Below are 15,531 nucleotides of genomic sequence, written 5' to 3' on the forward strand. Positions count from 1 at the left end.
GGCTGTATTACTAAATCTCAATGTAGTCTCCATAATACTAAAATTTTAATTAATAATAACTAAAGTAAAATTTTATAATCTATTACTTCTAACTATTTAAAACTTTTTTAACCTATATAACTTATAAATTAAATTAAAAAAGTTCCCATCTGCCGTATTTAAAAGTTATTAGTTTTTACATTTTACCAGAATAAATCCATTTCTTGTTGATGGATCATATCTCCTTCTTCTTCTACCTTGTATTCAGTAATTTTATTTTCCAATGTACCTTTAAAAAACTTATAAGATCCAGCTTTTATTTTTTCAACATCATCTTTATCTAAAGTTATCATAACTGCATCCTCAAATGCCTTTTCCATATATTCATTTTTAAAGTTAATCTCTTTAAAATCCATTTTAACCCTTCTTAAAGTTCCCTTTGTAAATAAACTTTCATCAGGGATATATGTATTGCTTACAACCACCTTTGAATCATCCTTATTAGTATTCTTTTCTATATCTTTTAAATCTTTCATATCTAGAACTTCAACATCAGCAGAACATTCATCTAATAAAATTTGCTCTTGATTATCATCATTGATCATATCTTTAGCAAAATACTTTCTTTTATCCAAATCTTTAACTATAAAATCAATAGAATCTACTCTTCTCCCTACTTTATTTTCTTTAAAATCTATTTCAAAGCACCCTGTATTGTTAAGCTCTTTTATAGCTGGAACTATAATTCTTCTTTTAAAGTCATTGTATCTATCATACTTTCCTTCAATCATTAAAAGCTCCTTAAGCTCGTCCACCTTATAATTTATAATTGATTTTGTCCCACTCCATAATCTTAATAAATCATAAAACCTTTGAGCATTTGGGTTTATTAATCCAAAAAATATAGCTAAGTTTATAGGTGTATAACCTGTATCTAGATAGTTTCTTATGTAATTATGAATTTCTTTAGATGCTTCAATTTTAAAAGTTTTTCTAGATTTTATATACTTAAAACCATTTATAAATCCATATTCCCCCCAACCCTCTTCATCTCTAAAGTAAATACTTTGTTTTCTTAAGTTAACCAATAAATTAGAGATTGAGTCAACAGAGCTAGTTTGTTTTTTCTTTATTATAGTTTTAAATTCTTCATGAGATATTTCACATTTAATTACATCATCATTGTTTCTCTGTAATTTATATAAAAGCATTAAAAATATTCTATTCTCTAGCGTAGAGATGTTATACTTAGCTTTTATAATTATGTTGTTTTTCATAACTATATTTTTTTCATTTATATTCATCATTATCCTCCACCCAATAATTCATATCATTCCTATTATAATTTAATACAAAAAATAAATTACGTCAATTTTTTAAAATATGCGTTTTAAAATTTCCCATATGTCGTATTTAAACTAAATTAAATACTAACATGACTATTTTCAATTATTTGATCAACTTTTTCTCCTGTCACATTTAAAGTTCCCATGTGTCGTACTTAGAGTTCCCTCCTGTCGCATTTAAAGTTTTAAAGTATAATATTTAAAATTCTATCCTATAACATTTAAGGTTCCCATGTGTCGTATTTAGAGTTCCCTCCTGTCGCACTTAAGGTTCCCATGTGTCGTATTTAGAGTTCCCTCCTGTCGCACTTAAGGTTCCCATGTGTCGTATTTAAAGTTCCCTCCTGTCGCACTTAGGGTTCCCATGTGTCGTATTTAGGTTTAATTTTATTAGTAATTCCAATATCTTCAGGTAGGCCTAAATACTATTAAATACTATAAATACTATTTAAATACTAAGTAAAGACTAGTAAAGGTCATTTTTTATTCTAATCTGATCTAGTCTTTACATTAAAAATAAAAACTCTTAAAAAATTGGTAATATATAAAGATTATATTTTTACTAAAAATAGTTTAATATATATGAATTTGTAGATTAAATGAAATGTATATAGATTAAACATATAAAATTTAAGAATATTGTATATTTATAGTTTATATTAAGATAGAAGATACCCCTAAAAGCCACTGAGATAGATTTTAAAGAGATTTTTAGATTATTTAGAGTAATTACCTATCAATACCGTTTTTAAAAGCTCTAATTCAAATATACGGCTATATATAAAAAATTTTATCTAATGATTATGATTTTATAAAATATATTGTAATATATTAATTAGTATTAACTCAAGGGGGATATCCAAATGATAAAGAATTTAAAAAAACTAGATAATATAAAAATAATTGAACTTTTAAAAAACGAAGTTTCTAAGATAAACGAGATTGAAATAAAAAATATGATTAACTCTAATAGCTATTGTAAAGTGTATGAAGAAGGAAATTCTATTCTAGGTTTTTCTATTTTAACTTTTGATAATATAAAAAAAGATTCAACATTGGTGTTGTATGTATCCGAATCAAATAGAAATAAAGGAATAGGTCATAAGCTATACTCAAATGTTATAGATTTTATTAAGTCTAAAGAAATTGAAAAAGTTAACCTTGAGATTAGAATAGAGAAATATGATACTAGTAGTTTTTTCTTAAAAAAGGGATTTAATAGGTGGTTTGGATACTGTCATATGAATTATAAAGGAGATAATGAGGATTCAAGTTTAAATCCAGTTAGATACAAAGACACGTACTACAATAAATATAAAGAGTTATATGAAAATTGTTTTTATGATATGAGAAAATCATTAAATATACAACCTTATAGAGTACATCCCAGTAGAGATGAGTTAATAAAAAATCAAGATTATATATTCATGTTATTAGACGAAGATAAGATTATAGGATCTGTTACACTTTTAAATAATGAAATTGATGATCTTATTGTAAACAAGAATTATCAAAATAAAGGTTATGGAAAGGAACTTTTAAATTTTGGAATAAACCATTATATTTCACAAGAATCTAAGGATATTTACTTAAGAGTTGCAAATTGGAATAGTAAAGCCATTAATATTTATAAAAATGCTGGATTTAGGATAAATGTCAAAGGAGAATATTATTACTTAGACTTAAATACAAAAAAGCCTGTATAATATATATTTTTAATATACAGGCTTTCATTTGTTTAAATTCATAAGTACTTGTTAATAAAAGCTTTAAGAGTTCTTACTTATGTAGATTTTAAAAGCTTTTATAGCTAAGTACATTGTGTATATTGCAATAATTTTTATAATGAACGTTAGAAACATATTAAATAAATTAAAAACAATCATTCCATTCATAGCTAAATCCATAATAAATCCTCCTAATTCACTTTTGTAAGTCTCTTGTTAAGAAGTGACTTTATAGGTTTATATAAAATCAATAAAATCACTAAGCTAATGATAATTATTTTAAATGTTGAATCATAGCCATAAGAAATTTGAGTATGAATTAGGCTAGGATCATCGACTGATTGAATAATCCCTTTTGATGTATTCATTTGAGATGGTCTAATTATAAAAAATGATATAATTCCGATTACGCAAGAAGAAATAACTGATAAAAGTATATGGTACTTATAAGAATAGTTTTTCACTAAATTCCCCCCTTTCTTTACTAGATATATTACCAGTATAAATATTGGAATAACAACAAAAATAAGAATACTTAAATCTACAAAATACGACGAACAGTAATAAAATTTGAAAATCAATAATGTTTTTAATAGTATTGATTTTCAAAACAACAATAGGTAAGATTGTTCTAAGAAAGGGGGATGATTTATGAGTTTAATTCTCAATATAATTATATTTTTAATTTCTTATTCGATACTGAGCTTAGTTTTTACTTTGATATTGCTAGCTATTATAATGGGAATATTTTTTATTATGAAGGTAGTTTTTAATATGAATGAACAAAGATGGGACAATCTTTTTAGATATAAAAACAATATTGTTTTAATACTAGTTATGGTGGTTTGCTTGATTATATCTCTTTCAATTACATTTATGATAAGCAATTTATTTTTCGAATTTATAGAATTTAAATATAAAGAAATTTCATCAATACTTATTATTTTATTAATATCTTTACCCATAATCTTTAAATTTTTTAAACTTAGAGACTATATAAAATCAAAACTTACTAAAGATCCTAATCAAAAGGGATTATTTGATTAAATAGAAGTCTAAGAATATATTAATTGTTATTTTATAGAGGAAGTGATTATTTGAAAAAAATAACTAAATCAATTAAAAGACTTTTTTTATTGTTAAATATCGTAATTTTAGTATCTTTAATTGCTTTTATTGTTTTATTTATTAAAAGAAATTATTTATATATGGCATTAGCAGGTATAAGTATTATATTTAACTTATATTTAAGAGTAGAGTGGAAAAAATTGCATAGTGAGCTTATTCAAAAATTTAGTTAGTTTAACCCCTCTTAAAATCAGGAAAAATGGATTTTAAGAGGGGTTAATTTTATAAATAAAAGGTTAGACTAAGTTAATATAAAAATTAATATATTTAATAAATTGAATCTATAATATTGAATATATTAAAAAATAAATTAAAATATTGAATATTAAGGGTGACTTTTTGAAAAAATTAGAATATACTTATATCAAGAAGGAAGTGATCAAGTGTATAAAGTAATAACGAATTGTCCGGTATGTGACAAAGAGATGAAAATAATGAAATTAAAATGTAATCATTGTAACACAACAATAGAAAATGAATTTTCGTTTACTAAATTCAATAAATTATCAAAAGAACAACTGAATTTTATAGAAGTATTCTTAGCATGTAGAGGAAATATAAAAGATGTAGAAAAGCATTTAGGTATATCTTATCCAACTGTTAGAGGTAAGTTAGATGAAATAAATAATGCATTAAATCCAAATATAAAAAAAGATACATCTAAAGAAAAACAAAATATTATGGATATGTTAGAGAATGGTGAAATAAGCTCAGATGAAGCAATAAATCTTCTAAAAAAATTATAAAAACTAAATTGGAGCGTATATATAGTACTAGCAAGGATTCGGGTTAGTAAATTATTTAAATAAATTGTAAAGGGTGATAAAAATGGAAGATAAGAAAAGAATATTAAAAATGGTTGAGGAAGGAAAAATAACTTCAGAAGAGGCTATTAAATTATTAGAAGCACTAGAAACTAGTAATAATGAAAAAGTAGATGAAAAAAAAGATATATCAGCTGAAGAATTCTTAAATATAACTCCAAATCCAGATGGAGAAAAAATGTTATACGTAAGAGTATTAAGCTCAGATGGGTCAAAAGTAAAAGTAAATATACCATTAGAATTTATAAAAATAATGGGTGGCATAGGTAAAATGCATATTGGTGAACTTGAAAAACATAATATAGATTTTGATAAATTAATGGATGCAATAGATAAAGGATTTGTAGGTAGAATCGTTGAGGTAGAAGACGGTAATGATCGAGTAATAGTTGAAATATGCTAAGAGGTGAACATATTGAAAATTATAGTTAAAAGTAAGGAGGGCAATAGCAACTTAAACTTAAATATACCTATGGCTGTAGTTATTGCTGGGTTAAGGTTAGGAAAGCCATTTATAAAAAAAGAACATATAAATAAATATAACAAAGGTACTAATAGTAAAGAAATAATAAAAGACAGTGAAGACATCAAAGAAATGATAAATGTTCTAATTAAGGGATTAAAGTACTTGAAGAAAAACCATAAGGGATTGGTATTGGTAGATATAGAGGATCATGGAGAGATAGTAAAAATACAAATATAAAATGTATGAGCGGGATGAATATTAATATCAGTCAAAAATTAGTTTTATGGGCGTTATTATTTAAATGAACTTTGGATAATAGGTTATTGAAATAGTAGGTTTACCTAATAACATTTGTTATGAACAATAAAAATAGGAGCTATAGCTCCTATTTTTATTGTTCATAAGCATTTGAAACTTAATAGCATTGTCTAAAAATAGCTAATGTAAGTTTAATACTTTTATATAAGTTTAGGCAAAGTATTTTCGCATATAATTTCATTTTTATAAATATATCATATCTTAATTACCATAAATTTTCATAATATTATTTATAATACTTTAGATAACAAGCAAAATTGGAAAATCTTGATAATTGTTATATTTATTGATTAATAATATACTATATTTTATACATTTAATAAGTAAAATTTTTATAAGTGTATAGAAATTAAACAAAAAAACATAATTTGGAGTGAAAATTCAAAAACAATAAAAAGTTTAAATAATAATATTGAATTCCAGACATATAGAGGAGTTGAGCAAAATGGCTAGCAATGATATAGGTATAGATTTAGGAACTGCTAATGTATTGATATCTGTTTCTGGAAAAGGAATAGTATTAACAGAACCATCAGTGGTTGCTATAGAGAAAAATACCGGATCTGTTTTAGCAGTGGGATCAGAAGCGTATAAAATGATAGGAAAAACTCCTAGCAATATAGTATCTATAAGACCATTACAAAATGGTGTAATATCTGATTATGACATTACAGAAAAGATGCTAAATTACTTCATAGGTAAAGTATTAAATAAAAAAGGCATGAATAAGGTTTTTATGCCAAGAGTAATGGTATGTGTACCAACTGGAGTGACTGGAGTTGAAAAAATAGCTGTAGAAGAGGCTGTTAGACATACTGGGGCAAAAGAGGTTTATACAATTGAAGGCCCAATAGCAGCTGCTATTGGAGCAGGCATAGATATTTCGAGTCCAAATGGAAGTATGGTTATAGATATAGGAGGAGGTACTGCAGATATAGCTATTATATCTTTAGGTGGTACTGTAATTAGTGAGTCAATAAAGATAGGCGGAGACAAATTTGATGAGGCTATAATAGAATATATTAAAAAGCAGCATAATTTTCTTGTAGGAGAACTAACAGCTGAAAAGATAAAAATAAAAATTGGAACAGCATGTATTGATGAAGAAAAGTATATGGACATAAGTGGAATAAATTTAGTTACAAGACTTCCTGGTAAAATACAAATTAATTCATCGGAAATAAAAGATGCAATTGAAAAATGTACACAACAAATAATAGTAGCAGCATGTTCAGTATTAGAAAAAGCACCACCAGAATTATCATCAGATATTTATGAAAATGGAATAATCATGACTGGTGGAGGATCACTTCTTAATGGTTTAGATAAAAGAATACAAGAGAAAACTAATATAAAAGTTAGCATAGCAGAAGATGCTTTGTTATGTGTTGCAAAAGGAACGGGAGCCTCACTTGCATCACTTAATTTATTAGAAAAAAATAAGAAATAAAAAATGATACCTTTAATTAATGATTTCCTAATTAGTAAAAAAGCCGTTAAAATCTGTTAATCTAGATTTTAACGGCTTTAATTATAATTTTAGTATCTAAATAGACTAGCCACCTTTTAAACTCTTAAAACTTTGGAAAGGATACTACTATTGAAAATCGATCATTGTGATAGTAAGCATTAATCTTACCATCTAATTGATTAACAATTTCTTTAGCTATTGATAAACCTAATCCAGTAGTTTTTTTATTTCTAGATTTATCTTTTGTATAAGAACGATCAAAAACACAATTTAGATCATCTTTTTTCATTGGTTCACTAATATTTGAAAAAGTGAATGAATAACCATTTATCTCTTGTATTTCAAAATGAAAGTCTCCATTTCCATGTGTAATTGAATTAAAAATAATATTTGAAAATATTCGTTTTAACCCTTGCTCATCACCATTAATAATACAAGGAGTATCTGGGAAAATAATAGTTGGCTCTTGTTTCATTTTAAAAAAATCATCATAATACATAGTAAGAACGTCTAAAAAGACGCTTTTGGCATCTATTGGAACTTGCTCATAGACAATTTCTCCAGACTCAATACGTACATACTCAAATAACTGTTCAAGTAATTTTTTAACAGTGGTTTGCCGTTCTAGTATTATTGCCAAGTACTCTTGCTTTTCATCTTCTGTAACATCTGATTGTAGCATTTGAACATATCCACCAGCAGTTGTTAAAGGAGTTCTCAAATCATGTGAGATATTGGTTATACTATCTCTAAAGTTTTTATTTAGCCTTTTAATTTGTATTTTAGATATTCTATTTTCAGTTAATTGATTATTTAGCATGTTTACTAAATTTGTTATATCTTTTTGTCTTGCTAATATTGTTAATAATTGATTTGTATCTTTTATATCTATAATTTCTTCTAATTGTTTTGTAATGTGTTTGATATTCATACGATAGTACATATGGTAAAAAGTAAGTATTATCAAAGCACTTAATAATAAAAAAGTAGTTATAATCCAAATATTTTTCATTTTTAATTCCTTTTTTTATTAATCTACATCCCTCTTTGAAAATAATAGGGCAGATCCAATAATTGTAATTATGCCAAGTATTAAAAATACTATTGAGCATTTAAAAATATCCTCAGAACTTGAAGTCAAATCAGTTACAATCCTATGCATATTTGAAAGGGAATATTTTATAAAAATATCATTGTCTGTTATTAATTTAAGAAATTGTCCAAAGTAATCTCCAAATAGTGCAATCATTACAGAAAGGGTAGTTGTAACTACTCCGTTTTTAAATAGATAAGAGAGAAAAGTTCCAATACCTACGATACCCCAAACCATACTAAGTATTCCAATATTCATACTAAGAAATGCAATTAAATCAACACTTCCTAATTGGTTAATCATTGTCCATGATAATAAATTTAAAATGGCGAATGAAAATAAAATTAACGTAATTGTAAAATATATAGCAATGTATTGACCAAAAACTAACTTCCATCTAGATATTCCACGGCAAGTCATTTGACGCACAGTACCATTTGTATATTCAGCAGTAATTAAAGACGTTACAAATATAAGAATAATATAGTAAATAAACTTTGCACCGTAAGATTCCTGATAAATAGAAAATCCTGTTGTTAACTGACTATATTCTTCTCCCTGATAAATAATAGATACCAGTGGCATAATAAACATAAATAGAAGAATAGCTGAAACAACGATAAAAACTTTACTTCTAAGTATTTTATAAAATTCACTAAAAACAATATTTACCATTATTGGTCCCCTCCCATTTTTTTAATAAAATATGCCTCGATATCATCACCTTCTAAGCCAATATGAGATACTAAAATACCATTTTCAACTAACTCTTTATTGATTTGGTCGGGCTTATCCAAGTAATCATAAATATGTATTATTCCTTCACTAAATACTCTATAATCAGCATTTTTTATATTATTTTTTAAAATGTAGGCTGCCTTATCAGTATCATTAACTTTTAATGAAATGTATCTTTTGCAGCGAGTCTCTAAATCCTTAGATTCAAATTCATCAATTAAATTTCCATCTTTAATTATTCCATATTTTGTTGTAACTTTAGTAAGTTCACCTAAAATATGAGAAGAAATTAAAATAGTAATAGATCTTTCTGAGTTAAGCTTTAAAAGCAGTTCTCTAATTTCTATGATACCAGAGGGGTCTAATCCATTAATAGGTTCATCTAATATAAGAAAATCAGGATTTCCTATTAAAGAAATAGCAATTGATAGTCGTTGTTTCATACCAAGTGAAAAATTCTTAGTTTTCTTTTTATTAGTATTTTTCAGCCCTACTAAATCAAGTAGCCTATCAACATTAGTATAATCTGAAACACCAATTAACTTATTATAATAGATAAGATTTTGTTTAGCTGTCATTGAAGGATAAAGTGTTGGTTGTTCAATAACACATCCAATTCTTTTTCTATTTTTATTTAAGTTACTGCTTTCAAAAATTTTTACCTCACCATGACTTGGATGGATCAAGCCACATATTATTTTCATAAGAGTAGTTTTACCTGCTCCATTTTTGCCTATTAAACCGTAAATATCACCTTGTTTAATATTTATATTTACATTATTTAAGGCCCTTTGATTTTTATATTGTTTAGTTAGATTTCTAGTTTGCAATACATAACTCATTTTTTCACCTCTTACTTTCTATAAATTAATTCTATGTTTAAATGATAAATGAAAGGTATTAAAATATAGTCTAGAAATTATTAAGAAAGTATCAAGTTTATTAATTAATTATCTTGCATTTTATACCCTATTCCCCAGACAGTTTTTATATATTTATCTCCACTATTCAACTTATTTCGCAAATTACTGACATGTACTGTAACAGCTCTTTCATCAACAATATATTCTTCAGACCATATGCTTTCAAAGATATTTTGTTTAGTAAAGACCTTTTTAGGATTAGAAATTAATAATTCTAATATAGCGTATTCCTTTACTGTAAGTTCTATAGGATTTTCATTAATATGGACACTATGATTTTCACTATCTAATACTAAATCTTTAAATTTGAAAATATTAGCATTAGTATTTTTCGAACCATTATTTACTCTTCTTAAAACAGCACCTATTCTAACGATTAACTCTTCATTATTAAATGGTTTAGTAATGTAATCATCTGCACCTGCTTGAATCACTTCAATTTTAGTATTTAAATCATCTTTTGCAGACACACATATAACAGGAATTTTGAATTGTTCATTAATCTTTGTTAGAACTTCTTCTCCAGTTAATCCCGGTAACATTAAGTCTAACAAAACTAGATCAAATGATTCGTTTTGTAACAACAATATAGCCTCTGTACCAGAAAATGCAGATTTTACTTCATATTGATTTTTTGTTAATAAAGTTTTTAACATCGTGCTAATTTTAAGGTCATCTTCTACAATTAATATCTTAATCATACTTATACTCCTTATCTTATTTTATACTTAAAGTTAATAGTTACTTAGTAGTTTTACTTTTATATGTATACTCTATCATAAAGTATCTTAAAAAATTTATTTATAATCTTAAATCTAGAGTTAATATATTGAGTTTAAATTTTAACTGGTTTTAATTATACATTTAAAGTAAAAGACTGTTGCTATACTTTTGTACGACAACAGTCTTTTACTTTAAATCATTTTTTAGATATTATCATAAAATGAGGACTCATACCCATTATTGAATCTTCATTTTCAGTGATTTTTAATATATTTAAAAGTCGAGTTCTAATTTCTGGATTTTTCCATTTCTCATTTAAATTTGGAGTAAACCAAATTGTTCCTTCTATCGCATGTTTATTGATAGTTTTAAACCCAGCTGATTCTACTTCAGATTGAAGTTCTAATGGATCATGAAAATAAGCTTGAGTAATTAAATATGGATACTCTTTCGGTCTTATATGGTTTCCTGTTGTTAACTCTTTTTCTATCATATTCATAAATTCATTTTCACCTAATAATTCGTTGGTACTTCCGTAAGTTGATAGTGCCCATGTTGTTGTACTAAATTTAGAAATTCCCACGGAAAATAAAATTCCATCCTTTTTTAAGACTCTATAACATTCATTCAATACTTTCATTCTGTCCTTTGGATTTTGTAGATGGTACAATGGGCCCATAAGCAATACAATATCAGCACTTTCATTTGGTCTATTAATATTTCTAGCATCACATACTTCAGCTATAAAAGGATTTGTAAGCTTTTGATTTTCTAATGCATACTTTACTGCAGAAGGTGCTAATTCTAATAAATGAACAGTATTATCCATCTCAGATAGCCATGATGAGTAAACACCTATTCCACCACCAACATCATAGATAATATTGTTACTTGAAGTTATATATTTTTTAAAGATTTCTTTAGTTCTATAAAATTCAATAATGCCTAAGCCTCTTTCTAAACGTCCTTTTTCAACACCTGACTCGTAAAACTTTAAAACCTCATTTAAATTGTCCATAATAGCACCCCTTTTGCATATTTTCAAATGCATTATTTTCTTCGGTTATGAAACTATAGGTTAATAATTTTTATTTATCTATATATTCTAGATGCAAATAAAAACTCATTTTTAAAATTTATAAATATACTTCAAATCATTAGTATAGAAATTAATAATATGATAGGTTTAACATAGTTAATTTAAGTGCAAGCAATAAAAATGTCCTTAAAACCTTTCATATAGATTTTAAGGACATTAATTTATATTTAAATTTTACTATATAGAAGTTTTCTTATCCTTGTAATCCTTTTGCTTGACGCTCCATGTCTTCAATTACAATATCATATATTTCTCCTAAAGTTGAACAGTATTTTAATACTTCCCAAGGTTCATTTGTGTGGAAATGAATTTTGATAAGTTCTTCATCACCTACAGCAAGTAAACAATCACCTTTAAAATTAGTATTAAAGTATTCATTTATTGCATCTTCATTAAGAGCAGTTCCTTCGATTAATAACTGTGTATCGTATCTATATTCTAACATTTTTTATCATCCTTTCAAATTTGTATAATATATATAGTAATTTATACTTATATATATTATATCAAAATTAATTTATTAGAAAAATAATTACTAAAGCAAATTTTTAAAAATTAAATACATTATTTAATAGTTAATTTAAAACTCTACTCCTTAACATATAAATAAGATATTAAATAGAATAATATAAAAGCTATTAACATAGCTACCATAGAGATAGTCTTGCCAGGGCCTTGGATAATTGAAAAGTTTAGAAACTCTAATCTACTTAATATTCCTAATGTACAAGCCACTACTATAATAGGCAAAAATGAATAAAATAATTTTTCTTTTAAGCTATATATTACGCCTATTCCTCCGAACATTAAAATAACAGTTATACCAATAGACCCTGATAATTTAAATCCAAATGTAGTCGGTAGAATTCGCTCCATTAAGATCATTAAACCTATATATGTACAGAATAAAACAAATAAAATAAACGTAAACTTTTTTTCTTTATCTGAATAGACTGCATTTCCTAAAATATTCAAAATAAGATTTACAAATAACAGTGTAAATACTAAGCATACAAAGAATTTACCCACATCTAAGGTTTCATTAGGATTTATTAACTTTGGAAGTAATGTAACTAAAGAGTATATTCCCATAGAACTCAAAAACAAAGTAAATCTCTCTTTAAAAGAACTCTTATTTGTATTTTTTAATATGTCATCACTGATTTCTCTTGGATTTCTTCCAAAATAATCTTCGGCTTTAATTTCTTGATTTTGGGCCTCTATAATATCAGTTAAAATTTCAAGCAAAGATTCCTCTATTTGAGTTTCGTCTTTTAAGAAACTTTTTGCTCTTATATAAACCAATATATCATCATAAAATAATTTGTTTTCTTCACTTAATAACTCCCTGTATGAATTATTTAACTCTATAAGTTTTTTAGCATTTTGCATATTATTCCCCTCCCTTTTTATTTAACCTTCAAAATTTTATTTACACTACTTGAAAGAATATCCCACTGTTCTTCAAATATATCTAGTTGGACTTTACCCTTATTAGTAAGTTTATAGTATTTACGCATAGGCCCCTCACCTGAACTTCTCATTTCACCTACTATTAATTCTTGTTTTTGAAGTTTTAGTAATAATGGATATATTGTGCCATCTGAAACGGTTGAAATTCCATATTCTTTTAATTTTAAATTCATCTCATATCCGTATATTTCTTTTTGACTTATAATTTTTAAGATACACCCCTCTAGAATACCTTTTAGCATTTGAGAGGATATTGTATTGTTCAAAATAATCACTCACCTTTTAATATATCTATCTTGCTTTACAATATAGCACTCTTTTACTATATTGTAAAGCAAGATAGTGGCAGGACTTGATTCTATAAAACTAGTTTATAAATTAAAGAATAAAAATATCCCCTAGAATCAACTAAGTTGAAGTCTAAGGGTATTAATTTAATCATATTTACTTTAATTCATTTAAATTTATGGTAAATTCATCACCGATTTTCTTAAAATCATCACTCATCTTACCACTTGTATTAGGTTGCTTGGCAGCATAAGGGACAAGTTTTAATTCTGTTGCATTTTTATCTAGATTTTCTTCTAAATTAGATAATGTCAGCTTACCTTTATTTTCATCGGCACTTATTATGCAAAATTCAACATCATTACCTAAATCATCTTTTCCAAGCAACTTTATATCATAATAGACAAAATCTTTATTATGAATATTTCTATCATAGATTATATTAGGACCTAAAGCATTAGTTCTATATTCTTTTAATGTAATTGTTTCATCTTTTCCTAGCTCAAAAGATTGATTTAATTTTAGTGATTTTGTATCGAGTTCAAGGTCTTTTCTATTTGTTTTAAACTCAAATACCCATTTTCCATTTATAGTATTTTCTTTTTTATTTTCAAAGTAAACAGGATCAGAATAAGCTATTTTAATATCTAAATCATCTTTTTTTACATCTTCGTCTAATGTATATATAAATACTTCTTCAACTGTATTTTTGTCAATTATAGTAGCACTACCACTACCACCTGAATTCATTGGTTTACCATTTATATAAATATTTTCAAATGCCATAATATTACCATCTTCAAGTTCCTTTTTATATTTGTATGTTGTAGATACAACTAAAACGTCTTTATCTAATACAACTTCATTCAAAGTTATTGTAAGCCCATTTTTCGTTATAGATTGGCCAACTACAGTTTTATAATCTTCTAAGTTTGATTCTAAACCTAAAGCATTTTTTATATCATACATTACTTTGTACATGTTTGCATAAACAGGATAACGAAATACAAACAACCCACCAATTAAAAGTAATCCAGAAACACTAGCAGCTAATATTTTCTTTGATTTATTTTTTCTTTTATTCAATTTAGACTTTACCTTAGATTTTATCAATTCTTTATTTACACTAACTTCTTCATAGTTTTCTATATCAAACTCTACATCATTAAAAGATTTATATTCATTCATAAAATTAAACCTCCTTATTTGTAAGTGATTTTCTGATTTTTTTTCTTCCTCTGGATAACCGACTGTAAAGGTTAGATATACTTAAATTATTATCTTTAGCTATTTGAGGAGCATCGGCTCCATCCAAGTAATAACTTATAAAGATATCTCTATCCTTATAGGGTAAGTATTTAACAATATCATCTATTCCCTCTTTAATCTCAAGATCAAGTAAGTTTTTATCTATATAATAGATACCCTCATCAATCTTAGAAGTTTCTATTTTATCTAAATATTTTTTCTTGTAGTTAATTGCCTTATATTTTGCTATAACACAAATCCAGTTTTTAAAAGAGTTTTTGTCTTTATCAAAACTATCTATGTTATCCCAAATAGCTAGAAATACATCACTTATACATTCTTCCTCATAGTTTATTAATTTACCTAGATTTTTTCTAACAACAGATGCAACAAGGCCACTATATTCATCTATAAGCATCTCTAACCCCTTTTGTTTTTTCTTTTTTATATATTTAATAATTAATTCAGCTTGCAAGTTATTTCCTCCCTTTTATTCTTACAATACATCCGTAAAAGCTTTTACACTTCTTATATACAATTTAAATTATAAAAACCTTGCACTTTTATAAAAAAAATTTTCATACTTTCTAATAATAAAGTTAAAAGTAGTTAAAAAAAAGGGTAAAAAGGTATTTCAGTAAATTAAAAAATAAAATGGAAAGTAAACTTGACATATAAGTTTGATAT

Annotated in this window: 19 protein-coding genes; 6 read left to right on the forward strand and 13 right to left on the reverse strand. The window is 25.7% G+C overall.

The window, feature by feature from the left end; genetic code table 11:
* Positions 1-182: 182 nt before the first annotated feature.
* Positions 183-1,283, reverse strand: coding sequence for a replication initiation protein (locus RWY47_RS02730; protein ID WP_021428748.1), 1,101 nt, complete (start codon positions 1,281-1,283; stop codon positions 183-185).
* Between the two features lie 905 nt (positions 1,284-2,188).
* On the opposite strand from RWY47_RS02730, the gene RWY47_RS02735 reads away from it, so the two are divergent.
* Positions 2,189-3,031, forward strand: a complete 843-nt coding sequence (locus RWY47_RS02735; RefSeq protein ID WP_224170752.1) for a GNAT family N-acetyltransferase — start codon at positions 2,189-2,191, stop codon at positions 3,029-3,031.
* Positions 3,032-3,094: 63 nt separating this feature from the next.
* On the opposite strand, the gene RWY47_RS02740 is transcribed toward RWY47_RS02735, so the two are convergent.
* Both RWY47_RS02740 and RWY47_RS02745 read right to left on the reverse strand, forming a co-directional pair.
* Positions 3,095-3,232, reverse strand: a complete 138-nt coding sequence (locus RWY47_RS02740; protein ID WP_160165098.1) for a hypothetical protein — start codon at positions 3,230-3,232, stop codon at positions 3,095-3,097.
* An 11-nt stretch (positions 3,233-3,243) separates the two neighbouring features.
* Complete coding sequence (locus tag RWY47_RS02745) at positions 3,244-3,516, reverse strand: hypothetical protein (protein ID WP_224170753.1); 273 nt, start codon at positions 3,514-3,516, stop codon at positions 3,244-3,246.
* A gap of 187 nt (positions 3,517-3,703) precedes the next feature.
* On the opposite strand from RWY47_RS02745, the gene RWY47_RS02750 reads away from it, so the two are divergent.
* The 5 genes from RWY47_RS02750 (at position 3,704) to RWY47_RS02770 (ending at position 7,238) form a co-directional block, all read left to right on the forward strand.
* Entirely contained in the window at positions 3,704-4,099 is a 396-nt protein-coding gene (locus tag RWY47_RS02750) for a hypothetical protein (protein ID WP_224170754.1), read from the forward strand.
* A gap of 464 nt (positions 4,100-4,563) precedes the next feature.
* Entirely contained in the window at positions 4,564-4,926 is a 363-nt protein-coding gene (locus RWY47_RS02755; RefSeq protein WP_039965800.1) for a DUF2089 domain-containing protein, read from the forward strand.
* An 82-nt stretch (positions 4,927-5,008) separates the two neighbouring features.
* Positions 5,009-5,407 carry a DUF2089 domain-containing protein gene (locus RWY47_RS02760; RefSeq protein WP_150842045.1) on the forward strand — a complete coding sequence of 133 codons (399 nt, stop codon included), beginning with the start codon at positions 5,009-5,011 and terminating at the stop codon, positions 5,405-5,407.
* Positions 5,408-5,419: 12 nt separating this feature from the next.
* On the forward strand, positions 5,420-5,707 hold the full coding sequence (locus RWY47_RS02765) for a hypothetical protein (RefSeq protein ID WP_021428750.1): 288 nt from the start codon (positions 5,420-5,422) through the stop codon (positions 5,705-5,707).
* Between the two features lie 526 nt (positions 5,708-6,233).
* Positions 6,234-7,238: a rod shape-determining protein gene (locus RWY47_RS02770; RefSeq protein ID WP_150842044.1), complete on the forward strand. Its 1,005-nt coding sequence runs from the start codon at positions 6,234-6,236 to the stop codon at positions 7,236-7,238.
* Positions 7,239-7,362: 124 nt separating this feature from the next.
* On the opposite strand, the gene RWY47_RS02775 is transcribed toward RWY47_RS02770, so the two are convergent.
* The 10 genes from RWY47_RS02775 to RWY47_RS02820 form a co-directional block, all read right to left on the reverse strand.
* Positions 7,363-8,271 carry a sensor histidine kinase gene (locus RWY47_RS02775; protein ID WP_150842043.1) on the reverse strand — a complete coding sequence of 303 codons (909 nt, stop codon included), beginning with the start codon at positions 8,269-8,271 and terminating at the stop codon, positions 7,363-7,365.
* A gap of 18 nt (positions 8,272-8,289) precedes the next feature.
* Positions 8,290-9,027: an ABC transporter permease gene (locus RWY47_RS02780; protein WP_224170755.1), complete on the reverse strand. Its 738-nt coding sequence runs from the start codon at positions 9,025-9,027 to the stop codon at positions 8,290-8,292.
* On the reverse strand, positions 9,027-9,932 hold the full coding sequence (locus RWY47_RS02785) for an ATP-binding cassette domain-containing protein (RefSeq protein ID WP_142730996.1): 906 nt from the start codon (positions 9,930-9,932) through the stop codon (positions 9,027-9,029). Before RWY47_RS02785 ends, RWY47_RS02780 begins: the two co-directional genes overlap by 1 nt.
* A gap of 104 nt (positions 9,933-10,036) precedes the next feature.
* Positions 10,037-10,714: a response regulator transcription factor gene (locus tag RWY47_RS02790; protein ID WP_150842042.1), complete on the reverse strand. Its 678-nt coding sequence runs from the start codon at positions 10,712-10,714 to the stop codon at positions 10,037-10,039.
* Between the two features lie 218 nt (positions 10,715-10,932).
* Complete coding sequence (locus RWY47_RS02795; protein ID WP_167402764.1) at positions 10,933-11,754, reverse strand: class I SAM-dependent methyltransferase; 822 nt, start codon at positions 11,752-11,754, stop codon at positions 10,933-10,935.
* A gap of 274 nt (positions 11,755-12,028) precedes the next feature.
* On the reverse strand, positions 12,029-12,280 hold the full coding sequence (locus RWY47_RS02800) for a dihydroxyacetone kinase (RefSeq protein ID WP_021428712.1): 252 nt from the start codon (positions 12,278-12,280) through the stop codon (positions 12,029-12,031).
* 143 nt (positions 12,281-12,423) lie between these two features.
* Positions 12,424-13,227: a membrane protein gene (locus RWY47_RS02805; protein WP_021428897.1), complete on the reverse strand. Its 804-nt coding sequence runs from the start codon at positions 13,225-13,227 to the stop codon at positions 12,424-12,426.
* A gap of 17 nt (positions 13,228-13,244) precedes the next feature.
* Positions 13,245-13,574 (reverse strand): PadR family transcriptional regulator, encoded by a 330-nt coding sequence (locus tag RWY47_RS02810; RefSeq protein WP_224170756.1) that lies wholly within the window; start codon positions 13,572-13,574, stop codon positions 13,245-13,247.
* A gap of 178 nt (positions 13,575-13,752) precedes the next feature.
* On the reverse strand, positions 13,753-14,784 hold the full coding sequence (locus tag RWY47_RS02815) for a DUF4179 domain-containing protein (protein ID WP_150842040.1): 1,032 nt from the start codon (positions 14,782-14,784) through the stop codon (positions 13,753-13,755).
* Between the two features lie 4 nt (positions 14,785-14,788).
* Positions 14,789-15,319 carry a sigma-70 family RNA polymerase sigma factor gene (locus tag RWY47_RS02820; protein ID WP_224170757.1) on the reverse strand — a complete coding sequence of 177 codons (531 nt, stop codon included), beginning with the start codon at positions 15,317-15,319 and terminating at the stop codon, positions 14,789-14,791.
* Between the last annotated feature and the right edge of the window lie 212 nt (positions 15,320-15,531).

The sequence above is a fragment of the Paraclostridium sp. MRS3W1 genome, assembly GCF_032465715.1.
Taxonomy (GTDB): domain Bacteria; phylum Bacillota; class Clostridia; order Peptostreptococcales; family Peptostreptococcaceae; genus Paraclostridium; species Paraclostridium dentum.